The sequence below is a fragment of the Sulfitobacter alexandrii genome (assembly GCF_001886735.1).
In the GTDB taxonomy this organism is placed as follows: Bacteria; Pseudomonadota; Alphaproteobacteria; order Rhodobacterales; family Rhodobacteraceae; genus Sulfitobacter; species Sulfitobacter alexandrii.
In genome coordinates this window covers 952,354-978,435 of the sequence record NZ_CP018076.1, presented here as the reverse complement: position 1 = coordinate 978,435, position 26,082 = coordinate 952,354, and the positions used below count along the sequence as shown (strand labels likewise).

The 26,082-nt window shown below is 66.0% G+C and carries 20 protein-coding genes; 4 read left to right on the top strand and 16 right to left on the bottom strand.

What is annotated here, in order from left to right; genetic code table 11:
- Positions 1-65 precede the first annotated feature (65 nt).
- The 10 genes from BOO69_RS04810 to BOO69_RS04765 form a co-directional block, all read right to left on the bottom strand.
- Entirely contained in the window at positions 66-1,100 is a 1,035-nt protein-coding gene (locus tag BOO69_RS04810) for a pyridoxal-phosphate dependent enzyme (protein WP_071970802.1), read from the bottom strand.
- A 36-nt stretch (positions 1,101-1,136) separates the two neighbouring features.
- The gene (locus BOO69_RS04805) at positions 1,137-1,703 is read right to left on the bottom strand and encodes a hypothetical protein (protein WP_071970799.1); all 567 of its coding nucleotides are present in this window, start codon (positions 1,701-1,703) and stop codon (positions 1,137-1,139) included.
- Complete coding sequence (locus BOO69_RS04800) at positions 1,703-3,943, bottom strand: xanthine dehydrogenase family protein molybdopterin-binding subunit (RefSeq protein WP_071970797.1); 2,241 nt, start codon at positions 3,941-3,943, stop codon at positions 1,703-1,705. The genes BOO69_RS04805 and BOO69_RS04800 overlap by 1 nt, the downstream gene beginning before the upstream one ends.
- A 2-nt stretch (positions 3,944-3,945) precedes the next feature.
- Positions 3,946-4,404, bottom strand: a complete 459-nt coding sequence (locus BOO69_RS04795; protein WP_071970796.1) for a (2Fe-2S)-binding protein — start codon at positions 4,402-4,404, stop codon at positions 3,946-3,948.
- Positions 4,405-4,521: 117 nt separating this feature from the next.
- On the bottom strand, positions 4,522-5,742 hold the full coding sequence (locus BOO69_RS04790) for a TMF family protein (protein ID WP_071970794.1): 1,221 nt from the start codon (positions 5,740-5,742) through the stop codon (positions 4,522-4,524).
- A 106-nt stretch (positions 5,743-5,848) separates the two neighbouring features.
- Positions 5,849-7,039, bottom strand: coding sequence for a hypothetical protein (locus BOO69_RS04785; RefSeq protein ID WP_156874860.1), 1,191 nt, complete (start codon positions 7,037-7,039; stop codon positions 5,849-5,851).
- Between the two features lie 169 nt (positions 7,040-7,208).
- Positions 7,209-8,516: a hypothetical protein gene (locus BOO69_RS04780; protein WP_071970789.1), complete on the bottom strand. Its 1,308-nt coding sequence runs from the start codon at positions 8,514-8,516 to the stop codon at positions 7,209-7,211.
- A gap of 317 nt (positions 8,517-8,833) precedes the next feature.
- Positions 8,834-10,042, bottom strand: coding sequence for a hypothetical protein (locus tag BOO69_RS04775; RefSeq protein ID WP_156874859.1), 1,209 nt, complete (start codon positions 10,040-10,042; stop codon positions 8,834-8,836).
- Between the two features lie 385 nt (positions 10,043-10,427).
- The gene (locus BOO69_RS04770; RefSeq protein ID WP_071973643.1) at positions 10,428-11,555 is read right to left on the bottom strand and encodes an S-(hydroxymethyl)glutathione dehydrogenase/class III alcohol dehydrogenase; all 1,128 of its coding nucleotides are present in this window, start codon (positions 11,553-11,555) and stop codon (positions 10,428-10,430) included.
- Positions 11,556-11,658: 103 nt separating this feature from the next.
- Complete coding sequence (locus BOO69_RS04765) at positions 11,659-12,111, bottom strand: Lrp/AsnC family transcriptional regulator (RefSeq protein ID WP_335743934.1); 453 nt, start codon at positions 12,109-12,111, stop codon at positions 11,659-11,661.
- Positions 12,112-12,242: 131 nt separating this feature from the next.
- Between BOO69_RS04765 and BOO69_RS04760 the strand changes: the two genes are divergently transcribed.
- Together BOO69_RS04760 and BOO69_RS04755 are read left to right on the top strand one after the other, a co-directional pair.
- Positions 12,243-15,641 (top strand): indolepyruvate ferredoxin oxidoreductase family protein, encoded by a 3,399-nt coding sequence (locus tag BOO69_RS04760; RefSeq protein ID WP_071973642.1) that lies wholly within the window; start codon positions 12,243-12,245, stop codon positions 15,639-15,641.
- A gap of 71 nt (positions 15,642-15,712) precedes the next feature.
- Positions 15,713-16,654, top strand: a complete 942-nt coding sequence (locus BOO69_RS04755) for an NAD(P)/FAD-dependent oxidoreductase (RefSeq protein WP_071970783.1) — start codon at positions 15,713-15,715, stop codon at positions 16,652-16,654.
- Positions 16,655-16,657: 3 nt separating this feature from the next.
- Here the strand turns inward: BOO69_RS04755 and BOO69_RS04750 are convergent, their stop codons facing one another.
- The 5 genes from BOO69_RS04750 to xylF all read right to left on the bottom strand — a co-directional run bounded on the left by BOO69_RS04750 (position 16,658) and on the right by xylF (position 21,793).
- Positions 16,658-17,131 (bottom strand): CIA30 family protein, encoded by a 474-nt coding sequence (locus BOO69_RS04750; RefSeq protein WP_071970781.1) that lies wholly within the window; start codon positions 17,129-17,131, stop codon positions 16,658-16,660.
- A gap of 3 nt (positions 17,132-17,134) precedes the next feature.
- Entirely contained in the window at positions 17,135-18,571 is a 1,437-nt protein-coding gene (gene xylB, locus BOO69_RS04745) for a xylulokinase (protein ID WP_156874858.1), read from the bottom strand.
- Complete coding sequence (locus tag BOO69_RS04740) at positions 18,571-19,320, bottom strand: ATP-binding cassette domain-containing protein (RefSeq protein ID WP_071973641.1); 750 nt, start codon at positions 19,318-19,320, stop codon at positions 18,571-18,573. The genes xylB and BOO69_RS04740 overlap by 1 nt, the downstream gene beginning before the upstream one ends.
- Positions 19,320-20,621 carry a sugar ABC transporter permease gene (locus BOO69_RS04735; RefSeq protein ID WP_071970778.1) on the bottom strand — a complete coding sequence of 434 codons (1,302 nt, stop codon included), beginning with the start codon at positions 20,619-20,621 and terminating at the stop codon, positions 19,320-19,322. Before BOO69_RS04735 ends, BOO69_RS04740 begins: the two co-directional genes overlap by 1 nt.
- A 140-nt stretch (positions 20,622-20,761) precedes the next feature.
- A complete protein-coding gene (xylF, locus tag BOO69_RS04730) occupies positions 20,762-21,793 on the bottom strand; it encodes a D-xylose ABC transporter substrate-binding protein (RefSeq protein ID WP_071970777.1) in 1,032 nt (343 codons plus the stop codon).
- 208 nt (positions 21,794-22,001) lie between these two features.
- On the opposite strand from xylF, the gene BOO69_RS04725 reads away from it, so the two are divergent.
- Positions 22,002-23,267 (top strand): ROK family protein, encoded by a 1,266-nt coding sequence (locus tag BOO69_RS04725; RefSeq protein WP_071970776.1) that lies wholly within the window; start codon positions 22,002-22,004, stop codon positions 23,265-23,267.
- Positions 23,264-24,751: a CRTAC1 family protein gene (locus BOO69_RS04720; protein ID WP_071970775.1), complete on the top strand. Its 1,488-nt coding sequence runs from the start codon at positions 23,264-23,266 to the stop codon at positions 24,749-24,751. Before BOO69_RS04725 ends, BOO69_RS04720 begins: the two co-directional genes overlap by 4 nt.
- Here the strand turns inward: BOO69_RS04720 and BOO69_RS04715 are convergent.
- Complete coding sequence (locus BOO69_RS04715) at positions 24,748-26,079, bottom strand: cytochrome-c peroxidase (RefSeq protein WP_071973640.1); 1,332 nt, start codon at positions 26,077-26,079, stop codon at positions 24,748-24,750. The genes BOO69_RS04720 and BOO69_RS04715 overlap by 4 nt on opposite strands.
- Between the last annotated feature and the right edge of the window lie 3 nt (positions 26,080-26,082).

Sequence of the window (26,082 nt, the reverse complement as noted above, 5' to 3'; positions counted from 1 at the left end):
CGTCCGAGGCGTCAAGCCGGGGCATGCGGACTTTGCACTTCGGACCACCCGGCGCAGGGCCCGATCTAGCCCTCGAGCCCCTCGCTGAGAATGCACAGGACGCAGGATTCGGCCGTCAGCGCCAACGCCTCGCGGCCCGTGTCGTCCAGCGCCAGCAGCGCGGACAGGCCCGCCGCCCCCGACGGGGTCGAGCCGAGCCCCGCCACCATGGCCGTGCCCGCCCCGACCTGCGCCTCCTCCTCCGAAATCAGGACATAGGCATCCGCATCCCGTGCAAGGCCCTTGAGCGCGATCAGCGACGGCACCTTGCAGTCGAGCCGGCCCATGATGCTGACGGCGCCCTGCACCGTCATCGCCCGCCCCGAAACGATCGAGTCGCGCAGGCAGGGCGCGGCTTCAGGCTCGACCACCACGATCCGCGGGGCATCCCCCCATGCCGCGCGTGCCAGGGCCGCGCAGGCCGCCGCCAGCCCGCCGACCCCTGCCTGCAGAAAGACATGGCTGGGGACGGTCGGCATCTGGCGAACCGCCTCTGCCATCAGCGCGAGATACCCTTCCATCACCCGCAGCGGATCCTCGGAATAGCCTTCCCACGACGCGTCCGACAGCAGATGCCAGCCTTGCGCGGTCGCTTCCATCTCCGCCGCGGCCATTGCGGCTTCGTAGGTTTCGCCGACCCGGCGCACCTCGGCGCCCTGCTCTTCCAGCCGTTCGGCAAAGGTGTCCGGGACGGTCTGGGCGATATAGACCACCGCCCGCGCCCCGAAGGCCGCTGCCCCCGCGGCAACGGAAAGCCCGTGGTTTCCCGCGCTGGCGGTCACATAGGTGCGGTCCCGCGCCTGCGCCCCGTGGCGGGCGATGACATGCGCGGCCCCGAGCGCTTTGAAGCTGCCGAGCCCCATGCGCCTGCGCTCGTCCTTGACCCAGACCTGCGCCACGCCCGCTTCGACCGCGATGGCTTCGGCCTCGACCAGCGGCGTTTCCGCAGCGACCGGGCAGCGGGCCAGCAGCGCTTCGGTTTCTGCCGGGTCGGACAGTGGAAAGGGGACGTTCGCCAGGCCCGACACGGCGACCGGGCGGTCGACCTTCAGAACCTCCATGCGGCACCAACCGGTTCGGGCGGCCCCTGGAAACGGCTACTCGCAGGGGCCACCGGCGGCCCCCCATATCTCCACGTCGCGGGCGATGTCTTCGGGTGTGCCACCGGGGGCAGACCGGCCCGCGCCGGGGTCATAGCCCCACGCCACGAAGGCCGAGTCCCGCAGATGCGCCGCCAGCTCCGCAAAGTCGTTGCCGTCGTTCGTCTCGGGGTCGCGCATCTGGGCGCAGACCTCGGCGCTCGTCCGCCCCAACCACTGCAACTGAACCGGGGCGAGCCGCCACGCGTCGTCGATGTGCGGCGGCGCGTGCGGCACCGTGTTGGGCCGGTCCGACGTGATGTGACAGGTCCGGCAGGGCATGCTCAGCGCGCCGATCCGGGTCTCGTCCGCCATCACGCCCATGCCATGCACCGTGTCCGGACCGTATCCCAGCCCGTTCCACATCGGCACGTTGCTGTCGCCGACGTGACAATTGGTGCAGCGCGGATGCGATACCTTTTCGAAGATACGGTTCCAGGCCGCCAGACCCTCGTCGCGACTGGCGCCGGTGTCCTGCGCCGCCAGCGGGGTGGCCAGCAGAAGCGCCGCGACGAGACCCCGCATCAGGCGAAATCCACGTGCTTCGAGAAGGGCAGTTCGCGAATACGCTGGCCGGTCGCGGCAAAGATCGCGTTGCCGAGGGCCGGTGCCGCGGGCGGCACGCCCGGCTCGCCGATGCCGCGTATCCGGTCGCCGTTCTCCAGCCCGCGGATGGTGATCTGCGGCGTCTGGTACAGGCGCATGCCTTCAAAGGCATGGAAATTGTTCTGCTGGGCCGCACCGTCGACGTAGGTCAGTTCGCAGTTCATGGCGTGGCCCAGCCCCCAGATCACGCCGCCCGAAAGCTGCGCTTCGAAGTTCACCGGATCCAGCACCCGGCCCACGTCGGCCGCGACGAATACCTTGTCGATACGCAGGCCCCTCTCCGTCTGCGTGACCTCGACCACCTCGGCCACCGGCACCCCGAACGACAGGGTGAAGGCCACGCCCCGCCCCCGCCCGGTGCCAAGGTCGCTGCCCCAGTTCGACATGTCGCCAACCGCCTCGAGCACCTTGCGCGACGTCGCGTGCCAGCACAGGCGCAGACGCTCTTCCAAAGGGTCGGCGCCCGCTGCGTGGCAAAGCTCGTCCAGAAAGGTTTCGTGCAGGAAACCGTTGCCCGACGCCCCGACCGACCGCCACGAACTGACCGGGACCATGGGCGGCACGCGGTAGCCGGTGACCCGGTAGTCGGGGATCGCGTAAGGCTGGTCCCATGCCCCCGCGACGATCGCGACGTCGGGGCCGATCACGGGCTGTCCCAATCGCCCCAGAGAAGAGGCCGCGACGGAGGGCGCCGCGATGCCGAGGTCGTAGGCCGCGACCTGCCCGTCCCTGACCGCGCCCCGCGCGCGACCGATCGCCAGCGGCCGGGGAAAGTCATGGGTCATGTCCTCTTCGCGGGTCCAGACCATCTTGATCGGCGTGTCGGGCATCTGCACCGCGATCTCCACAGCCTGCCGGACATAGTCGTCTTCGAGCCGCCGCCCGAAACTGCCCCCCGACATCAGGACATGAACGCGCACGGCGTCGGGCTCGATCCCCGCCACGGCCGCGGCGCCGTCCTGGACGAAGCGGGGAATCTGGGTGCCTGTCCAGATGTCGAGCACGCCGTCCGCCAGGTGCACCACAACCGACATCGGTTCGAGGGGCGCATGGGCGAGATAGGGAATACGGTACTCCGCCTCCAGCACTTCGCCGCTTTCCAGTGCGGAGTCCACATCGCCTTCATCCTTGAACCGGCTGTCCTGCCGATCCGCGACAAGGGACGCGGCCACGGCAGCGAATTGCGCCGCGCTGTCGCCGGTATAGGGCGATGGCCCCCAGTCCGGCTTGACGGCATCCGCCGCGCGGAAGGCGCGCCACGTGTTGTCCGCGACCACCGCGAACCCGCTCGAAATCGGCAGGATCGCCCGCACGCCGCGCATCTTCTCGGCCTCGCCCGCGTCATACCCGAGTATCCCGCCGCCCAGCGCAGGGTTGGTGCGGGTCGTGGCATGGACCATCCCTTCCATCCACATGTCGACGCCGTAAAGCTGCGTGCCGGTCGATTTCGCCACCGTGTCGGTCCGCATGTGCGCCTTGCCCAGCGCACGCCATTCCGACGGGTCGCGCAGGGTGACGTCCTGCACCGGCGCGATCTCGGCGGCCGTGGCGGCAAGGTCCGCATAGGCCAGCCGCATCCCGTCGGGCAGCACCACCGCCCCCTTGTCGGTGCTCAACTGGTCGCGATCCAGTCCGGTCTGCCGCGCCGCGGCAGCCAGCAGCGTTTCGCGCGCGACGGCCCCCGCGTGGCGCAGGCGGTCGTACATGTCCGGCACCGTCGAGGAGCCACCGGTCAGTTGCAGGCCAAGCACCTTTGCAGCCACCTCCGCCGCACCGCGACCGGTGCGGGCCATCAGGCTGTCAGAGGTCGCCGCGATGGGAAATCCTTCGGCCGCGACGACGCTGTTGTAATAGGCGGGCGATGGCATGCCGGGGTCGATCCGCACTTCGGCGAGGTCCACGTCAAGCTCCTCGGCCAGCAGGTGCGCCTGGATCGAATAAGCGCCCTGCCCCACGTCCGCCCGCGGAGTGATCAGGGTCACACCCTGCGCATCCACCTTGACGAAAGGATTGAACGTCGCTTCGCCCGGCTGCAGATCGGCCTCGAGCGGGTTCTTCACCGGGCGCTTGTAGACATAGGCGCCAAAGGCGACCCCCCCCACTACCGCGACCGACCCCACGAGGAACGTGCGCCGCGCGATGGTTCCCGCCCGTCCCATGGTCAGACCCCCTGCAACTTGGCCGCCGCCGTGCGGATCGCCGCCCGGATGCGGGGGTACGTCCCGCAACGGCAGAGGTTCCCGCTCATCGCGGCATCGATCTGCGCGTCCGTCGGATCGGGATTGAGGTCGAGAAAGGCGGAAGCCTGCATGATCTGCCCCGCCTGGCAGTAGCCGCACTGGGCGACCTGATGTTCGACCCAGGCTTCCTGGACCGCGTGCATCGCGATCGGCGTGCCCAGACCCTCGATCGTGGTCACCTCGTCATCTACGTCCCCGACCAGCACCTGGCAGGATCGGACGGCGACACCGCCCATGTGAACCGTGCAGGCCCCGCATTGCGCGATTCCGCACCCGTACTTGGGCCCGGTGATCCCCAGTTCGTCTCGAAGGACCCACAGCAGCGGCATGTCGTCTTCGACATCCACCTCGTGATCCGCTCCGTTGACGCGCAGCCGCATGCCGTGCCTCCCGCTTGCTTCGGTGGCCAGCTTAGCGCCAAAACACGGCAGGTAAAGCGACAGTCTCCTCCACGCCGGATGACGGCGCGGCAGCCTTGAGGAGGAGACTGTTCGCGCTCAGCGTGTTGCCTCGAGCTGCGTCAGTCGTGCCTCCAATGCCTCGATCTTCGCGGCCTGGGCCTCGCTTCGGGCGGCCTTTGCCTTCAGGTCTGCGATCGTGGCGTCCTGCTCCAGCGTATAAAGCGTCAGTTCCTCGACCTTCTTCAGCAGGGTCATCTGCATCTGGGTCAGGTCGACGCCCTCCGCCCTGATCTCGGCCTCGGAGGGCACCTCCGGCAGATGGCTGTTCGCGTCGATGAAGGCGCGGACCTCGGCCAGGGGCCGGAGGGCGTAATCATCGGCGAAGACGTAGTCAGGCACGTTCATCTCGGTGTTGTTGACGACAAGCGTGCCGGTCACCACGACCTCGTCCGGGCGGCCGTTGCGGCCAAGGCGCAGCAGGTTGTTGGCGGCGGTGTTGTCGATCTTGAACGGCGTGTTGCCGCCCGCGATGCCGACGTTCAGCCGCCCCGAGCTTTGCTGGTTGCGGAATTCCCATGTGGTGGGGATGGTGCCGTTCTGCCGGATCCGGAACGCCGAGTCGGACCCGGCCCCCTGCGCGTCGAACAGCGCAAAGGAATCCGTGTTCGGCGTCGTGGTCACGATGTGCAGCTTTTCCTGTGGTGCGAAGGTGCCCAGGCCGACTTTGCCGTCGGAACGGATGTAGAGGGAATCGGTCGGGGCACCGGTGTCGACCGCGAAGGGCGTCCTACCGTCGTTTTCGTCTTTCAAGAACACACCCAAGCTGTCCACATTAAGGCTGAATCCACCTTGCGTCCACGCATTGTTCTTCAGGCGAATGCTGACGGTCGGGTTTTGGCCCGAAATGTCCAGGTTCGCCTCGGGTACAGAGGTGCCGATCCCCACCTTGAAAGTGTTGCCGAGGAACAGGGTATTGGTTGCCGCCCCCGGTGCGACCTCGAAGGGGGTTCGCCCGCTGTCATCATGCTGGATCGTGAAGCCGGGAAGGCTGTCCCGATTGGTCAGGATGCTCCAGGAGGGGGCGCCGATGCTGGTGTCGAAGAACTGCAATTGCGGACTGAAACTCTTGATCTTCAGGTCCGTATTACCAAACGCTTCGCCGTCCTCGCACTGGGCCGAGCCGACGCAGAGATCTCTCACGACGATCAGGTCGTCCGGGATGACCTGATCCGCCTGTGCGGCGCCCACGGACATGGCGAGACCGACGGCAAGCGACGGAATGGATCGAAAGTGTCGGATGTATTGAAAGGAAATCATTGCGGGATCCCGGGTTGGAGGATGTGTCGAGTGGCAGTTAAATGTCGTGACGCCGAACCCGATGTGACATCGGCCCCCGGCAAATGCAGGTCGTGCGGATCAGCCATCACTGGCCCGCCTCTATCCGGTCGAGCCGTCGGGCCAGCACCGCAAGCGTTTCGCGGTAGCTGGCGATCTCCTCCTGCTGCTCCGCGATACGGTCTTCCTGCGCGGCGATCCGGTCTTCCTGCGCCGCAATGCGGTTTTCCTGCGAAATCGTGTGCAGGGTCAGTTCCTCGATCTTCTCGAGCTGCGCCATCTGCATCCGGGTCATGTCGAGCCCGGATCCAGCCACTTCGGCCGCAGAGGGGACGCCCGGCAGATGGCCGTTGTCCGCGATGAAGGCGTCGATTTCCGCGAGCGTCGGCAGGTCGTAGCCGGGTTCGAACACGTAGTCGGGCACGTTCATGTCGGTGTTGTTGACCACCAGCGTGCCGGTCACCACGACCTCGTCCGGGCGGCCGTTCCGACCCAGCCGCAGCAGGTTGTTGGCCGCGGTGTTGTCGATCTTGAAGGGGGTATTCCCGCCCGCGATGCCGACGTTCAGCCGCCCCGAGGTCTGCTGGTTGCGGAACTCCCACGTGGTCGGGATCAGGCCGTTCTGCCTGATGCGGAAGGCGGAATCCGATCCGCTCCCCGCCGCCTCGAACAGCGCGAAGGCATCGGTATCGGGTGCGGTGGTGCGGATGTGAAGCTTTTCCTGCGGCGTGACGGTGCCCAGGCCGACGTTCCCGTTGGAAACGACGTAGATGGACCCGGTCGGCGCACCGGAGTCGATTGCGAAGGGCACCGCATCGTCGCTGTCGTCGTTCAAGAAGAAGCCAAGGGTATCCACGCTAAGTTTGAATCCAACTTGCGGCGACCCATTGCTCTTCAGCCCAATTCTGGCCGTCCCGCCTTGGCTGACGATGTCCAGGTTCGCCTCCGGGACAGAGGTGCCGATCCCCACCTTCAGATCGTTGCCGAGGAACAGGGTATTGGTTGCCGCCCCCAGCGCGACCTCAATGGGCCTCCGCCCGCTGTCATCCTGCCGGATCGTGAAGCCGGGAAGAGTGCCCCGGTTGGTGATGATGCTCCACGAGGGGGCACTGGTACTGGTGTCGAAGAATTGCAATTCCGGATCGGAACTCTTGATCTTGATGTCGGCATCGCCAAACACTTCGCCGTCCACGCACTGTATCCCGCCGACACAGATGTCTCTCTTGACGATCAGGTCGTCCGGGATCACCTGATCCGCCTGAGCGGCGGCCACAGACATCGCGAGACCGACGGCAAACAACGGAATGGAACGAAACCTTCGAGCGCACTGAACGGAAATCATGGCAGAAACCCAAGTTGGTGAATGTGTCGGGTGGCCTTGAACGGTCGTGACGCCCGGTCCGATGTGACGTCAGGCCCCCGCGAAGGCAGGTCGCGCGGGTCTGCCATCACTGCCCCGCCTCTAGCCGGTCGAGCCGTCGGGCCAGCACCGAAAGCGTTTCGCGGTAACCTGCGATCTCCGCCTGCTGCCGCGCGATACGGTCTTCCTGCGCGGCGATGCGGTCTTCCTGCGCGAGGGTATAGAGCGTAAGTTCCTCGATCTTCTTGAGCTGCGTCATCTGCATTTGGGTCAGGTCGACGCCCTCCGCCCTGATCTCGGCCTCGGAGGGCACCTCCGGCAGATGGCTGTTGGCATCGATGAAGGCCCGGACCTCGGCCAGGGACCTGAGCGCGTAGTGGTCGGCGAAGACGTAGTCAGGCACGTTCATGTCGGTGTTGTTGACGACAAGCGTGCCGGTCACGACGACCTCGTCCGGGCGGCCGTTGCGGCCCAGCCGCAGCAGGTTGTTGGCGGCGAGGTTGTCGATCTTGAAAGGCGTGTTCCCGCCCGCGATGCCGACGTTCAGCCGGCCGGAGCTTTGCTGGTTCCGGAACTCCCACGTGGTGGGGATCAGACCTTTCTGCCGGATCCGGAACGCCGAGTCGGACCCGGGCCCCTGGGCGTCGAACAGCGCGAAGGAATCGGTGTCCGGCGCCGTGGTAACGATGTGCAGCTTTTCCTCGGGCGACCCCGTACCGAAACCGACGTTTCCAGCCGGATCGATGATCAGGCTGCCGGTCGGCGCGCCTTCGAAAATGGCGAAGGGTCTGAAGAGACTGGATTGGTAGGCGATTGAGAAAAGGTCACCGTTCGCCTGCATTTCCCAGTTTTGCGGCCCGGTTCCCGTGTAGTCCAGCCGGACACTGGGCTGGACGGTGTCAACGATGTGAAGGTCCGCCTGAGGAATCGATGTGCCCAGGCCGATATCGCCGTCCGGCGCCATCCAGAAGGCGTTTGCCGGCGCCCCGCCCTCGATCGTGAAAACCGTTGTCGGATCGTCGACCTCCCACTCGTCGCCCTCGTCATCGATGGCAAAGGAATCGGTTCCCCCGCCATTGATGTGAATGCGCCAGTCGCGGTCAGCGAAACTGGCCGTGCTGGTGTCCTCCAGAATGATGCTGGGTTCGGTCCACTTCAACTTCAACGGCGGATTTCCGGTACCGTTGGAACCCGACGACTCGCAGGCATTGCCGAAACATGCGCTGCCGTCAAAGTAGGAGTACGTACCGTCGAAAAAGTTCAGGCCAGCGCCGTTCTGGGTGATACTTCCCGACAGTGTCAGGTTCTGTCCATTCAGGTTTTGCGCTGCGATCTGTGACGGCACAAGCGCTGCAGCGCATACCAGACCGGTGATGATCGAAATGGAACGTGTCATAGGAAAACTCCGAGTATTAAAAACGACAAGGCAATGATGGCGCGGTGAAATGTCCGAAAATGAGGACCGCGCCGAGTATTATGTTGAAGGCTAAAAAGTTTTGACAGTTCGGTCAATTCCCCCGCAATCGGGGGGGCCGGTCACCTGATTAAGCCATGCAATGAACGGACGCGCCGGCGAGCGGCGCCGCACATCACCGGCTCTGGCTGAAATACAAGGCGGCACCCGCTTCCCGCTGAACCCCATGTCCGGGGTCCGTCTGGAAACGGATGCCGCTTTCTTGTCGGAGGGACGTGAAAGTGGTCAGGCCCGGCGGATCACTCCGCCAGCTTCGCTTCGACCTTGGCCAGACGGTCACGCAGCGCGTCGTTCCGTGCCATCTGTGCCGAGATCGCCTCTTCCTGCTGGAGAGTGTAGAGAGTCAGCTCCTCCACCTTCTTGAGCAGCGCCATCTGCATCCCTGTCATGTCGACCCCACCAGCGGCGATGTCCTTTTCAGAGGGCACTTCGGGCAGGTGGCTGTTCTCCTCGATAAAGGCTTTGACCTCGGCCAGGGGGCGCAAGACATAGTCGTCCTTGAAGACATAGTCGGGCACCGCGACGGTCACGTCGTTGACAACCAGTCGACCGGTGACGCGCACCACATCGGTTTCGGTGTCCGAGCCCAGCCGCAGCAGGTTGTTGTTGGCGAGGTTGTCGATCTTGAAGGGCGTGTTCCCGCCCGCAATGCCGACGTTCAGCCGCCCCGAGCTTTGCTGGTTACGGAACTCCCACGTTGTTGGGATGATGCCGTTCTGCCGGATCCTGAACGCCGAGTCCGACCCGGACCCCTGGGCGTCGAACAGCGCGAAGGAATCCGTGTCCGGCGCCGTGGTCAGGATGTGCAGCTTTTCGGCGGGTTCCCCGACACCGAACCCGACGTTGCCGGTCTCCGTGATCACAAGGCTGTTGGTGGGTGCGGCGGCCTCGATCTTGTAGGGCACCTGGGCACTGGTCGTGTCGACGATGACGAAGTTTTCCTCGTTCGCCACCACGTCCCAGACCTGCGCGCCCGGTCCGCCGCTGGTCTGCTCCAGCCGGATCGACGGGCTGTCGGTGGCTGTCACGTGCAGATCACGCTGGGGAAACTGGGTGCCGAACCCCACGTTGCCCGAGGCCGCGAGCATGAAGGCATTTGACGGCGTGCCGCCCATGATCCGGAAGGGTTGCTGCCCGCCAGTCACGTCATTGATGGCAAAGAAATCCTGTCCGGTCGAGCCGGGCTCGTTGATGACGATGCGCCAGTCATTGCGCGCGGCAGGCGCCACCGATGTGTCGTCGAACAGGATGCTGACATCCGTGCCCGACAGAGTCAGTTCGTCGTTGGGGGACTCGAAATCATCGTTACAACCGCCGCCGATGCAGAGTCCGGCCCCGAGCAACGCCCCAAGATCAAGGTCGATGTCGATAAGCTGTGCATGTGCGGGGAGAGAAGTCATCATGAGGGGCACGATCGCTCCCATCATGGAGGTCTTTAGTCTGGTCATTTCAAAACTCCAAAACCGTTTACCCCTTAAGTTGTAAGAACGGTTTTTGTAATTACTATGGCATGTATTCTGACCGAACGGGCTTTTGGACCGGGATTCAAATGAACCGGTGCTAAATAAACAAAATCAGGAAAATCAGCAGCTTTCCGGCCGGAGCAGGTAAACCTTGTGCAGATGCATGCACTTCTTGCCGGAAACAAGGCAACCTGCGGCAAGCTGCCGGCAAAAGTGTTAACCTCGCGACAGCGCAACCTTGGGCCGAGTCAACTTGGCCGGAGGTGCAAGACGAATCGCATCGCACACGAAAAAGGCCCGGCCAATTCCCGCTATCATAGAAATCAGCCGGGCCTGGATCAATAATCAATCCAGTGAAGGGAACGGAGGACTAGAACTCCACCACGGCGCGGATCGACTTGCCCTCGTGCATCAGGTCGAAACCCTTGTTGATCTCGTCGAGCGTCAGCTTGTGCGTGATCATCGGGTCGATCTCGATCTTGCCGTCCATGTACCAGTCGACGATCTTGGGCACATCGGTACGGCCCTTGGCCCCGCCGAACGCCGTTCCCTTCCAGACCCGTCCGGTGACCAGCTGGAACGGCCGGGTCGAAATCTCGGCCCCCGCCGGAGCGACGCCGATGATGACACTGACCCCCCACCCTCTGTGCGAGCACTCGAGCGCGTCGCGCATGACCTTCACGTTGCCCGTCGCATCGAAGCTGTAATCGACGCCGCCAAACGGGTCTTTCTCGGTCTTGGTCAGGTCGATGATCGCCTGCACGGTATTCTCGACCTTGGAGGGGTTGATGAAGTCGGTCATGCCGAACTTGCGCGCCATCTCCTGCTTGTCGTCGTTCAGGTCCACGCCGATGATCTTGTCGCAGCCCGCCATGCGCAGACCCTGGATCACGTTGAGCCCGATCCCGCCGAGACCGAAGACCGCGGCGGTCGAACCGATCTCGACTCCCGCGGTGTTGATGACCGCCCCGATGCCGGTGGTCACGCCGCAGCCGATGTAGCAGATCTTGTCGAAGGGCGCGTCCTCGCGCACCTTCGCCAGCGCAATTTCAGGCATCACCGTGTGGTTGGCAAAGGTCGAACAGCCCATGTAGTGATAGATCGGCGTCCCGTCGTCGAAGGAGAAGCGCGAGGTGCCGTCAGGCATCAGGCCCTTGCCCTGCGTGCCCCGGATCGCGGTGCAGAGGTTGGTCTTGCCCGAAAGGCAGGCCGCGCACTCGCGGCATTCGGGGGTATAGAGCGGGATCACGTGATCGCCCGGTTTCAGCGTGGTCACCCCCTCGCCCACTTCCAGCACGACGCCAGCGCCCTCGTGCCCGAGGATCGCCGGAAACAGGCCTTCGGGATCGTCGCCCGACCGGGTGAATTCGTCGGTATGGCAGATCCCGGTGGCCTTGATCTCGATCAGGACTTCGCCCTTCTTCGGGCCTTCCAGGTTCACTTCCATGATCTCGAGGGGTTTTCCCGCCTCGAGGGCGACGGCGGCACGGGTCTTCATCATGGGATATCCTCCGGTTCTGGTTTCAGGCAAAAGGCCCAAGCCGTGCCTTGATGTCAAGCGCGCGAGCCCGGAAGAGCGGCAATTTCGCGGCCACGCGAGGTCAGCCTCCCAACGGCGCATTCGCCTTGATCCGCCGCAGCACCACGTTGGTCTGCGCGGAGTTCACCGCGGGCTGCACAAAGAGGAATTCCTCGAGGAAACCGTTATAGGCTTCGATGTCGCGGCACAGGACGCGCAGGTGGTAGTCCGCCTGCCCGGTGGTCGCGTAGCATTCGGTGACCTCCTCGCGCAGGTGAACCGCCGCAATGAACCGCGCCAGCGCCTCGGTGTCGTGCCGTGTAAGATGCACATGTACGATCGCCTCGAACCCCAGCCCCATGGCCGCCGGGTTCACCAGTGCGCCGTAGCGCTCGATGATGCCCGAGTCTTCCAGCGCCTTGACCCGCCGCCAACAGGCCGAGGTCGAGATGTTGAGCTTTTCCGCCAGCTGGGCATTTGACTGCCGGGAATCCTGCTGCAACTGGTGAATGAGCTTGCGGTCGACGGCGTCCATGTCTGTACGAACAATATTTCCAGATTCTCGCATTCCTGCGAACCGGTTACCCGCATATCAGCCTTTTCGGCGCGAAGATAGACACGGAATGCCACCGATCCCATGCTAGGTTGATCTTTCAGGAGGCCGCCATGACCAAGCAGAATGAGAATTTTTCCACGTACAAACTGGATGACCGCTATGCGCTGCCGCGCGGCCGTGTCTTCATGACGGGAACGCAGGCGCTGGTGCGCATCATGCTGGATCAGGCCCGGCGGGACAGCGCCGCGGGCCTGAACACCGCCGGCTTCGTGTCGGGGTACCGCGGGTCTCCGCTTGGCGGGCTGGATCAGGAGATGTGGCGCAACAGGGATCGGCTGGACAAGGACCGGATCAAGTTCCTTCCCGCCGTGAACGAGGATCTGGCGGCCACGGCCGTGCTGGGTGCCCAGCAGGCCCATCTGGACCCCCACGCCGAGGTGGAGGGGGTGTTTTCCATGTGGTACGGCAAGGGGCCGGGTGTGGACCGGTCCGGCGATGCGCTGAAACACGGCAATGCCTACGGTTCCGCGCCCAAGGGGGGAGTGCTGGTGGTCGCGGGCGACGACCACGGCTGCGTCTCTTCTTCCATGCCGCATCAATCCGACGTGGCCTTCATGTCGTGGTTCATGCCGACGCTCAATCCCGCCAGTGTCGCCGAATACCAGGCGTTCGGCGAATACGGCTTTGCCCTGTCGCGCTTCACCGGGACGTGGGTGGGGTTCAAGGCCATCTCGGAAACCGTCGAATCCGGGGCTTCGGTGGATCTCGCCGCGGACCGCGACTTCGTCCAGCCGGACTATACCGCACCGCAGGGGGGCCTGCATGTCCGGCTGGGCGATCTGCCCTCCCCCCTGATCGAGACACGGCTTCGCGACAAGCTTGCCGCCGTCGAAGCCTTTGTCGAAGCGAACCCCGTCGACCGGCGCATCTACGACCTGCCCGACGCATCCTTCGGGATCGTGACGACCGGCAAGGGGCATCTCGACCTGATGGAAGCGCTCCGCCTTCTCGGGTTGACCGAGGACCGCTGCCGCGCGCTTGGCATCGACATCTACAAGATCGGCATGGTCTGGCCGCTGGCCCGCCGTGACGCGCTGGCCTTCGTCCGCTCCAAGCGGGAAGTTCTGGTGATCGAGGAAAAGCGCGGCATTATCGAAAGCCAGTTCAAGGAGGCGTTCTACGACTGGCCCGGCTCCAAGCCCAAGCGCATGGTCGGCAAGCACGACGAAAATCTCGACGAACTCGTGCCATGGACCGGCGAGCTGTCGCCGCTCAAGCTGGTGCCGATCGTCGCGGCCCGCCTGCACACGTTCTTTCCCGATGAAGGGCTGGCTGAAAAGGCAAAGGCGCTGACCGACACGCCGCCGACCCTGCTCAACGTGCCGGGGGCCACGCGCACGCCCTACTTCTGCTCCGGGTGCCCGCACAACACGTCGACCAAGATTCCCGAAGGTTCTTCCGCGAATTCGGGCATCGGCTGTCACGTCATGGCCTCGTGGATGGACCGCGACACCGCCGGGTTCGCCCAGATGGGCGGCGAAGGCGTGCCATGGATCGCCACCTCGATGTTCAATGGCGGCAAGCACGTGTTCCAGAACCTCGGTGAGGGGACATGGTACCACTCCGGGTCGCTGGCGATCCGTCAGGCCGTCGCCGCCAAGGCGAACATCACCTACAAGGTGCTCTACAACGACGCCGTCGCCATGACCGGGGGGCAACCGGTGGACGGCCCGGTCTCCGTCGGCGCCATCGCCCAGTCCGCCCGCGCCGAGGGGGTGCAGCGGATCGCGGTCGTCTCGGACATGCCCGAGAAGTTCATCCGCTCCGACTTCCCGGGCGGGACCAGCTTCGATCACCGTCGCGACCTCGATACCGTCCAGCGGGAGCTGCGCGACATTCCGGGCGTCACCGTGCTGATCTACGAACAGATGTGCGCGACCGAAAAACGCCGCAAGCGCAAGCGCGGCACGCTCGAAGACCCGCCGAAGTTCGTGATGATAAACGACCTCGTGTGCGAGGGCTGCGGAGATTGCAGCCTCGAATCCAACTGCCTCAGCGTGGAGCCGAAGAAGACCGAGTTCGGCACCAAGCGCCAGATCAACCTCAGCACCTGCAACAAGGACTACTCGTGCCTGAACGGGTTCTGCCCGTCCTTCGTGACCATCGAAGGGGCGACGCGCCGCCGCAAATCCGGCGCGGGCTTTGACGTGGCCGAAATGGCCACCGCCCTGCCCGCTCCCGACCTGCCGAGGCTCGACGCCCCCTATGACCTTCTTGTCACCGGCGTCGGCGGCACCGGGGTGGTGACCGTCGGCGCCCTGATCTCCATGGCCGCGCATCTCGAGGGCAAGGGCGCCTCCGTGCTCGATTTCACCGGCTTTGCGCAGAAGTTCGGCACCGTCCTCGGGTACGTCCGCGTGGCCAACCGCCCCGGCGACGTGCACCAGGTACGGATCGAGGAAGGCAGCGCCGACGCCGTGATCGGCTGCGACATGGTGGTGAGTTCGGCCCCCAAGGCCTCGGCCCACTATCGCAAGGGCACCCGCATCGTCCTGAACCGCGCGGAAATGCCGACCGGCGATCTCGTGCTGAACCGGGACGCGGACCTGGCGATCGACACCCGCGAGGCGGTCATCGCGGACGTGGTCGGCAAGGACAACATCGCGGCCTTCGACGCGAACGCGACGGCGGAACGCCTGATGGGCGACGCGGTGTTCGCGAACGTCATGATGCTGGGGTTCGCTTGGCAGAAAGGGCTTGTGCCGGTCTCTCTCACCGCGCTTTTCCAGGCGATCGAGCTGAATGGCGTGGCCCCCGACCGGAACAAGGATGCCTTTGCCTATGGCCGTGTCATGGCGGCAGCCCCGGACAAGCTGGAACTGCCGCGTGCGGCGGAACCGGATCAGACCGTGCAGGCCCTGATCGACCGGCGCATGGCCTTTCTGACGGAGTATCAGGATGCCGCCTATGCCCGTCGGTATGCCGACACGCTGGCGCGGTTCGCGCAGGCCGGCGCAAGCGATGACATGCAGCGCGCTGCCGCGAAATCGCTTTTCAAGCTGATGGCGTACAAGGACGAATACGAGGTCGCCCGCCTGCACAGCCAGACCGGGTTCGCGGACCGCATCGCCGAAGAGTTCGAGGGCGACTACAAGGTCAGGTACCACCTCGCGCCGCCGATGTGGCCCACCGGCAGGGATACGCGGGGGCGCCCTTTCAAGAAGACGTTCGGGCCATGGATGGGTTCCGTCTTTGGGGTGCTGGCCCACATGAAGGGCCTGCGGGGCAGCTGGGCCGATGTCTTCTCCTACGGAGCGGACCGCCGGATGGAGGTCGCGCTGATCGGCTGGTACGAGGATGTGCTGGACCGGATCGCCCAAAGCGACCTGCCGCAGGAGGACAAGCTCGACCTGCTTGCCGCTCCGATGGAGATCCGGGGATATGGCCCGGTCAAGGAAAAGGCCGCCGATCGCGTGCGCGACATGGTGGGAACCCGGCTGGCGGGTTGAGGCTGCCCCACGCACCGCTTGGCAGGACCGCCGCAGGCGCTAGCTCTTCCCCCGAACGGAAGGGGCAGCACATGAAGACAGCGGTTATCGGCGCGGGCATGGCAGGGCTATCCTGCGCCCGCCTGCTACAACGGGCGGGCCGGGACGTCACCGTCTTCGACAAGGGGCGCGGCTTGGGCGGGCGCATGGCGACAAGACGGGCGGGCGACGGGCTGCAATTCGACCACGGCGCCCAGTATGTCACGGCGAAAGACGATGGCTTCGCCGAATTGCTGGCGCGGGCCCAGGCGGCCGGACAGGCCGGCACGTGGCCCCGCGGCGGGCCGCAGGACGGCAAGACCCGCTACGTCGGGGTGCCGGGCATGACAGGACTGGCCAAGTTCATGGCGGAAGGTCTGGACATCCGCCGTGGGCATGCCGTCACCGCCATGCGCGACACGGGCCATGGCGCGGAGATCGAGATCGACGGCCAGCGGCTCGCCTTTGACCGTGTCGTGTGCACCGCGCCCGTGCCGCAGATCATCGCCCTTCTGGGGCAGGATCATCCGCTTGTCCCCGCGCCGTCCCGGATCACCTACGATCCCTGCCTGACCCTGATGGTCGCGCTCGACCGCCCGTTTCCCGATCTGCCCGATCACCACCGCGCCCCGGAAGCAGACCTGGCGTGGATCGCGCAGGACGGCGGCAAGCCCGAGCGCCCGGAAGGGAACTGCTGGGTTGCGCAAGCCTCGCCGGAATGGAGCCGCAGGCACCTCGAACTGGAAAAGGACCACATCGTGGAAGCGATGCTGCCGCTGTTCCTCGACCGGCTGCGGATCGACCCCGCCCGCGTGATCCACCGCGCCGCCCACCGCTGGCGCTATGCCCGCGTGACCGCCCCGCTGGGCCGGCCCTTCCTCGCTTCCGACAACAACACGCTCTACCTCGGCGGCGATGGCTTCATCGGACCGCGCGTCGAAGCGGCGTATCTCAGCGGCTGCGCCATTGCACGGGAAATGCTGGACACCGCATAGCGGTCAGGCCCTCACCAGCCGGACCGCCGCGACCGCCACGTCCGCGTGAAAGACCCGACCAATGCCCAGAACCCCGATCCGGCGCAGGCGCGCGGGATCAAAGGTGGCCTCGGTCCGATGCGGTTCGAACTCAGAGAAGGGAAAAGTGAGCGTCTGCCAATCTGGCCCGGCGATGAAGTCGCACCGGAAGGACTGCCAGGGCCGCGACAGGTCGGACGTGCGCAGACGCAGGTCGTATGCCTCGCCGTTGCCCCGCACATCCAACGCAACTCCGGTCCAGGCGCTGGCATCGATGGGGCCGCCGCCGGGTTGCAGGTCGAACGCCATCTGCACGAACCCGCCGTCGTTCTCCAGCGACACGTCGCCCGTCAGCCGCATCGCGTTCCGGCCCGCCACGACCTCGCGGCGGGCCTCCCCGGTGGAGACACCGCCCATCACGGTGTCAGCGACGAATTCCCAGTCCGGCGTCAGTTCCATCGCTCAGGCAATCCCGCGCAGAAGGTCATAGGCCGCGCGATACCGTTCGTGCCCGTCGGCAAGCGCCGCGCGCAGGCCGGCATCGGGCTGGACCGTTCGGGCGATCAGCGGTTTCCCGGCGATCTCGATCCCCGCACCGGTCGCGGCCATCTGGCCCAGTCGCGCAGCCCCCAGTGCCGCACCGAAATCGCCCGCCTGCGGCACTTCCAGCGGAAAGCCGAGCGTGCTGGCCAGCATCGACAACCAGTGTTCCGAACGCGCGCCGCCCCCCGTTGCCAGCGCGCTTTCGATCCGGGTACCGGTCGCGGCCAACGCGCGGTTGCAGTCCGCGAAGGCATAGCTCACGCCCTGCAGGACCGCGCGCGCCGCGGCGCGGGCGTCGGTTGCGTGGTCGAGGTGCAGGAACTGGCCACGGATCGCGGCGTCATTGTGCGGGGTCCGTTCGCCGCCGAGATAGGGAAGGAACAGGGTGCGGCCGGGCGCTTCGACGGCGCCGAGGTCGCGGGTGAGGTCGGCCGCCGTCTGGCCCGTGAGCCGCGCAAGCCACTCCAGCGCGTCCGTGGCGGCGAGGATCACGCCCATTTGATGCCAGGTCCGCGGCACCGCGTGGCAGAAGCTGTGCACCGCCGTCTCCGGATCCGGGCGATAGCCGTTCGTGGCGGCAAAGAGCACCCCCGACGTCCCGAGCGACAGAAAGGCCGTGCCGTCCTCGACCACTCCCGCGCCGATCGCCGCCGCGGCGTTGTCCCCCGCCCCGCCGGCGACCACGGCCCGCGGCAGGCCAAGCAGCGTCGCGAGATCGGCGCGCAGGCGCCCCGAAGGGGCGGAGCCTTCGACCAGCGACGGCATCTGGTCACGGGTCAGGTTGCAATCGGCCAGCAGCTCGTCCGACCAGTCGCGCGCACCCGTATTCAGCCAGGCGGTGCCTGCGGCGTCCGACATTTCCGAAACATGCTCCCCCGTCAGGAACAGCCGAAGGTAGTCCTTGGGCAGCAGCACCTTTGCGATCCTGCCGAATATCTCCGGTTCGTTCTCCCGCACCCATTCGACCTTGGGCGCGGTGAAGCCGGGGAACACGATGTTTCCGGTGATGTCGCGGAACCGGGCCTTGGCGTCCATCGCCGCGGCCTGCGCGTGGCTTCGGGTGTCGTTCCACAGCATGCAGGGCCGGAGCGGTGCGTCGTCCTTGCCGATCAGCGTGGCCCCGTGCATGTGCCCCGACAGGCCGATGCCCGTCACGCCCGAGCAGTCCTGCGCCGCCGCCAGCGCCCCCAGCGCCTTGACCGCCGCGTCGCACCAGCTTTGCGGATCCTGTTCGGACCAGCCGTCGGCGGGCCGCTGGACGGTCAGCGGTACCGCGTGTTCGGCCAGCACCTGCTGCGCGTCGTCGATCAGTATCGCCTTGAGCGACGATGTCCCGAGGTCCAGTCCGATATACATCAGGCCGCCTCGCGCGGGTTCTTGCCCAGGATGATCATCGACAGGATGTCATCCTCGGTCACGTCCTCGACCCGTTCGGTACCGACCATCTGGCCGTTCTTCATCACGGCCACCCGGTCGCAAAGCTCCATCATCTCGCGCGTGTCGTGGCTGATGAGAAAGATGCCGAGCCCCTGCTTCTTCAGTTCCTGGATCAGTTCCGCCACCATCGCGGTCTCGTGCACCCCCAGCGCCGCCGTGGGTTCGTCCATGATCAGGATCTTCGCGTTGAAATAGACGGCGCGGGCAATCGCCACCGACTGCCGCTGCCCGCCCGACAGGGCCGAAACAGGCTCCTTCAGCTTGCGGAAGTTGGGGTTGAGCCGCGCCATGATCTTGCGGGTTTCCGCCTCCATCCGGTCGTCGTCGACGAAGCCCAGCGGCGTGGTCAGCTCGCGCCCGAGGAACAGGTTGCTGGCCGCGTCGAGGTTGTCGGCCAGCGCGAGCGTCTGGTAGATCGTCTCGATATTGTAGTTCCGCGCGTCCCGCGGCGAGGCGATGGAGGCGCGTTCCCCGTTGATCCAGATCTCGCCCGAGTCCATCCGGTAGGCGCCGGACAGCATCTTGATGAGCGTCGATTTACCGGCGCCGTTGTGACCGAGCAATCCCACGACCTCGCCGGCGTGCAGCGTGATGCTGACGTCGTCGACGGCCTGAACACCGCCGAAGGCGATTGAGACGTTTTTCATTTCGACCAGGGGTGTCGTCATCATGTCGCTCCCATCTTCCTGCGGTAGACGATGTCGATGAACACGGCAAACACCAGCACCGCGCCCACCACGATATTCTGCAGCGGCGCGTCGACCCCCACCATGGCCATGCCCGATTGCAGCGACTGCATGATGAGCGCACCGAGGATGGCGCCGTAGATCGTGCCGATGCCGCCAGACAGGGCGGTGCCGCCGATGACCGCCGCCGCGATGACGCGCAGTTCGTCCAGCGTGCCCAGATCGTTGGAATGGTTCGCGAGGCGCGCCGAGGCGACAATGGCCGAGATCGCGCAAAGCGCGCCGATCAGGGCGAAGATCTTGACCGTCAGCAACCGCGTGTTGATGCCCGACAGTTCTGCCGCGTCGGGGTTGCCGCCGGTGGCGAAGATATAGCGACCCAGCCGGGTCCGGCGGGCGATCACCGTCATCACGATGGCGATGGCCAGCAGCAGCAGGACCGAGATCGGCAGACCGTAGACCGCGTTGCAGCCTTCGGCCTCGGCGCAGCCGTACTTGGCCGGCTCGCGCGCGACCACGCGCTCGGGCACCTCGTAGGCGGTCAGGATCGCGATGAACCCGGCGATGGCGAGGGCGGCGACCACCGCAAGCGCGATCTCGGCCCAAAGCGGCTTGACCGGGAAATCATGCGCCACCTTGACCCGGCGCGCGTTGAAGATCAGCGCCACCGAGGCGAGGATCGCCACGATACCGATGGCCCAACTCAGCGGGCCGCCCAAGGTGCCGTTGATCCCGCCGAAGATCATGAATGTCTCGTCCAGCGGGCCGATGGTCTGACCCGCGGTCATGTACCAGCCCACGTTGCGCCAGACGAGGAAACCGCCCAGCGTCACGATGAACGCGGGTATGGCGAGATAGCCCACCATCCAGCCGTTGAACGCCCCGATCGCTGCCCCGAGCGCGATGCCGCCGGCAATCGCGATCCACGGGATTGCCCAGTGCCCGATTTCAAGGCCGAGGCCCGGCAGCCAGCGCACCTGAAGCATCGCCATTAGGGCCGAACAGGCCGCCAGCACCGCACCGACCGAAAGGTCGATGTGACGGGTCACGATGACAAAGACCATGCCGGTCGCCATGATCGCGACCGATGCGGTCTGGATCGTCAGGTTGAAGATGTTGCGCGGTGTGAGGAAGCGGCCGTCCGTCAGGACGTTGAAGACCAGCGCGACCAGCACGAAGGCCCCGATCATGCCCAGCAGCCGGGTGTCGATTTCGAGCTGATTGAGGAAACTGCGCTTCGGCGCCTTCTGGCTGGGCCGGGTATCTGTCGTGGTGTCGGTCATGTCTCTGTCCCTCGCATGGGCGGGCGGCCCCCGAAGGACGGCACGACGCCTCGCGGAATGTGGGAGTGTGCGTCAACCCGCGCGGCGGGCGGGCAGCGGCGGGTCTGGGGGGCGGCCGATGCCGCCCCCCGGATGCTGCGTCAGTTGCAGGGTGCCGGGCCGTCCGTCACGCCCTGGCAGAGCGCCTCCTGCGTGATCCATCCGGCGTCGGTCACCACGGTCAGGTTGTCGGCGGTCACCGGCACGGGTGCGAGGAACTTGGCCGTCAGCGTGGTGCCGCCCGGCGATGTCCACTCCTGCGCGCCCTCGATGGCCGACATCTCGGTTCCGCCGGCCAGTTCGACGGCGATTTCGCCCGCGGCCTTGCCCAGCTCGCGCGCGTCCTTCCAGACGGACACGGTCTGGGTGCCCTTGGCGACGCGGTTCAGGGCAGCGTGGTCGCCGTCCTGGCCGGAGACCGGAATGCCTTCCATCCCCTGCGCCGTCAGCGCCGCGACAACACCACCGGCTGTGCCGTCGTTGGAGGCGACGACCGCGTCCACGTTGTTGTCGTTCGCGGTCAGGATCTGCTCCATGTTGCGCTGCGCGTTGGCGGGCAGCCAGCCGTCGGTGTAGGCCTCGTCGACGATGGTGATCTTGCCCGCGTCAATCGCCTCCTGCAGCACTTCCTGCTGGCCGCCCCGCAGGAAATCCGCGTTCGGATCGGTGGGCGACCCCTTGATCATCACGTAATTGCCTTCCGGCTGCGCCTCCAGCACCGCGCGGGCCTGCATCCGGCCCACTTCGACGTTGTCGAAGGTCAGGTAGAAGGCGCGACTGTCCTCGATCAACCGGTCGTAACCGACAACCGGAATACCCTCGGCGGCAGCTGCATCCACGGCGGGGCCGATGGCCGCGCTGTCCTGCGCGAGGATGATGAGCGCATCGACGCCCTGCGCGATCAGGCTTTCGACGTCGGAGAGCTGCTTGGCCGAGGACGACTGTGCGTCGGCGGAGACATAGGTCGCCCCTGCCGCCTCCAGCGCTTCCTTGATCGCCGCCTCGTCGGTCTTCCAGCGCTCTTCCTGAAAGTTCGACCAGCTGACGCCGACAGTCATGCTGTGGCTTTCCGCCCATGCGTATGAGGTGAATCCTGCGACCGCAATGCCAGCCGCGAGCATTTTCTTGAACATCTGTTCCTCCCTTATGATTCCCCCTGTCGCGCAGGAGGCGAGTCGCGTGACCCTGATGGTAACGTCGCTCAATTTATTTTAGCTGTCAAAATAATAATAAGCAGATTGCGCCGTCAATTGCAGATTTCTCTTCCAAAACGCCGTAGTCTCGGCCAGAATTGCCCGATGAAGCCGATTTTCGGATGCTTTATGTTTAGAGACTGAACTTATGGATGGTCATAGCGCCGAACTCGCGAACACCCCGCTTACCGGGTGCGGCCCACAGTTGACCAAGGGGCGGGCAACGCATGTGCCGCTGCGCCTTCAGGTCTTCGATTATGTACGCGCAAGCGGCTCCGCCGCAAGGGCCGACATCACCCGCGCGCTGGATATCAGCGCAGGATCCACCACCACTCTCACGGCGGACCTGATCGCGGCGGGTCTCTTGCGCGAGGTGTCGGGCGCGGCCCGCGAAACGGGGCGCGGACGCCCCCCTGTCGCGCTTCAGGTCGTGCCGGAAGCGGCCTATGTCATCGGGATCAAGCTGTCCTACAACCGGCACACCGCCGTCCTGACGGACTTTGCCGGGACCATGCTGGCCGATGCCGCCCTCCCGACACAGCACACCACCCGCACCATGCCGCAACTGCTGGACGAGATCGGCGCACTCATCGACCGGGTGCTCACGGAGAGCGGCAAGGCTGGTGCCGACATACGCGCAGTGGGCATCGGGATGCCCGGGATCATCGAATACGACACCGGGACGATCGCCTGGTCGGCGCTGCTGGCCGACCGCGACCAGAACCTGCGCCACGCCTTCGTGGCGCGGTTCGACATGCCGGTCTACATCGACAACGACGCCAACATGCTGACCCTGGCCGAACTGTGGTTCGGTGAGGGCCGCCAGAAAAGCGATTTCGCCGTCGTCACCATCGAGAACGGCGTCGGCATGGGGCTGGTGCTGAACAACCGGCTCTACCGCGGGGCGCGCGGCATGGGTCTGGAACTGGGCCACACCAAGGTGCAGCTCGACGGGGCGCTCTGCCGCTGCGGCCAGCGCGGTTGCCTCGAAGCCTACCTCGCGGATTATGCCCTCGCCCGGGAAGCCGCCACCGCCCTCGGCCAGTCTCCCGACACACCGCAAAGCAGCCAGATGCTGCTGGAAACCCTGTTCCAGCGCGCCAAGTCCGGCAATCGCGCCGCACGCACCATCTTCGAGCGCGCGGGCCGCTACCTGTCCGTGGGGCTGTCGAACGTGGTGCAATTGTTCGATCCGGAACTCATCATCCTGTCGGGCGAGCGGATGCAGTACGACTACCTGTACGCCTCGGAGGTGATGACCGAAATGCAGGAACTCACCCTGTCGGAGGGCCGCGCCCCTTGCGAGGTGGCGATCCACGCCTGGGGCGATCTGGTCTGGGCGCGCGGTGCCACGGCGCTGGCGCTGTCGGCCCTGACCGACAGCCTCATCGGCGGCGAGGGGGAAGCCGCATGAAAGCTGCCGTCCTTGCCACCGGCCTGCTCGCCGCGGCGGCGCAGGCCGATCCGCTGTTCGAAGACCATTCCGCAGCCTTGCCCGATCATGCCTACACCGGCGGTTGGGAACACTTCGTCGGCGGGGGCGTCGCCGTCTTCGACTGTGACGGCGACAGCCTGCCCGATATCTTCGCCGCCGGGGGCACCTCTCCCGCCGCGCTGATCCGCAACCGTGGCGCGTTCCGCTTCGACCCCGCACCGCTGCCGCCGATCACCGGGGTGACCGGGGCCTACCCGATCGACATGGATGCCGATGGCATCACCGATCTCTTCGTGTTGCGCGCGGGTGCCAACATGGCCTTGCGCGGCGGGCCCGACTGCAGCTTCACCGATGCCACCGCCGCGTGGGGCCTTCCCGCGAGCGACAGGTGGAGCACTGCCTTCACCGCCTGGTGGCAGGGTAATGACGCCCGCCCTACCCTGGCCATCGGCAACTACGTCGACCGCAGCGACCCCGACGGGCCGTTCGAGGCCTGCGACGAGAACGCGATCCTGCGGCCGACGACGGAAGGCTACCGCGGCGAACGCCTCGTGCCGGGCTTCTGCCCCCTGTCGATGCTGGCCGCGCGGGACGCGCGCAACCGCCTCACCCTGCGATTGTCCAATGACCGGCACTACTACGTGACAGGCGGTCACGAACAGATGTGGGACATCGACGAGCGCCGTTTTCTCGGGCCGGATGATGGCTGGCAGAACGTCTCGCTCTGGGGCATGGGTATCGCCTCGCGCGACCTGACGGGCGACGGTGCGGACGAGGTCATGCTGACCTCGATGGGCGACCAGTTGTTGCAGATCGCGCAGGAGGACGGCAGCTACGCCGCCGCGCCCTATGCCATCGGCACCTATGCCCAGCGGCCCCACATCGGAGACGACGGCCGGCCCTCGACCGGGTGGCACGCCGAGTTCGGGGACATCGACAACGACGGCAGGGCGGATCTCTTCATCGCCAAGGGCAACGTGGACCAGATGCCGGGCCTCGCCACCCGCGATCCGAACAACCTTCTGATGCAGCAGGCCGACGGCACTTTCGTGGAGCGCGCCGTTGAGGCGGGTGTGGCCACCACCGAAAGGTCGCGCGGGGCTGCGCTGGCGGATTTCGATGGTGACGGGCGGCAGGATCTCGTGGTGCTGAACCGACGCGCCCCGCTGGAAATCTACCGGAACGTGACACCGCGCACCGGCAACTGGATCGGCCTGCGCCTGCGTCAGAAAGGCGGCAACCGCGATGCCATCGGCGCGGTGATCGCGCTGGACGGCTCGGACGCGGGTCGGCAATCGGTGCAACATGTCATCGGCGGCGGACATGCGGGCGGCCAGTTGCTGCCGCGCCACTTCGGACTGGGCCGCGCCGAGAGCGCCGCGGTCACGGTGACATGGCCCGACGGCAGCCAGTCACGGCACAGCCTTGCCGCGGGTACAGTTCACCTCGTCGAGAAGCCCTAGCGCGGCACCGGCAGCCCGCTGGGCACCGTTTCGGGAACGCCAAGGCGTCCCTTGACCGCAACCGGATCGGTGAGTGTCTCAAGAAAGGCGACGATCTCGGCCACTTCGCCGGGCGACAGCTTGACCGCCGGGGCCCTGACCGCCCCCAGGATCGCGGCGACCTGTTCAGGATCCCGCATCACGACAAAATCCTCGGCCTCGAAGACCGGCAAGACCGCCTGGTCAGTGGTATAGGCCTTTATCCCCGCCACGGGGTCCGCATGAGCCGCGACGAACGCGGCCAGGTCGCGGTGGGCGCCCGCATGTCCGTAGGGGGCCGTCAGCGCGACATTGCGCAGGGAAGGCGTGCGGAAGGCATAAAGATCGGCGGGATCCCCGGTGACCCTGAACCGTCCTTCGTCCCGGTCGTGGTCCTCGAAGCTGGCCGATTTGCCGGGCCCGATCTGGGGCGCGCCCATGGCGTGAAACCCGTGATCGGTCAGGAAGGGACCGAGGTGACAGGTCGAACAGCGCGCTGCGCCGTAGAACAGATCCAGCCCCGCCTGCTGCGGCCCGTCCAGCTCGGCCTCCCCGCGCAGCACGGCATCGAAAGGCGCGCTGTCGGACCGCCACTCGTGCTCCATGAATGCCGCGATGGCGTTGGAAATGTCGGTGAAGGCGATGTCCTCCGGCCCCGCGACATGCGGATAGATCGCCGAGAAACGCGTGGCGTATTCCGGCACCGCCGCCACCCGGCGCGCGATCAGGTCCCAGGCCCCGCCCGTCCCCGTGATCACCCCCTGCCGTACCGCGCGCGCCACGTCGTTTTCCCGGTGCGAACCGGCCATCTCGTCGCGGCTGAGGACCGGGAACATCGTCTGCGCCGACAAGGCCGAGGCGAAACCGACGATCATGTCCGCATCCATCGGCGTGCGCAGGCCGCCCGGGCGGTCGGGGTCGACCTCGAGCCTGCCATCGTGGAACAGCACGGTGAATTCATGCGCCCCGAGATTGAACAGCGCCGGCGCGTTGCGCGGGATACGCTCCTCCGGCATGTTGTCGGCATCCGCCACCCGATCCGGGCCCAGCCCCGCCCCCCCGTCACCGAAGGACAGCGAAACCCCGTCGCCGGTGGCGAAATCGGGATGATGGCAGGTGGCGCAGGCCACCGTCCGGTTGCCCGACAGGATCGGGTCATAGAAAAGCAGCTGCCCCAGCTTGGCCTCGTCCAGATCGACAGGCCGGTAATCCGCGTCGGTGACAGGCTCTGGCAGACCCTGCCCGAGGGCCAGTGCCGGCCACCAGACCAGCCCGGCCAGTATCCATCGCAGGTTGAAAGGCGTCTTCATGTT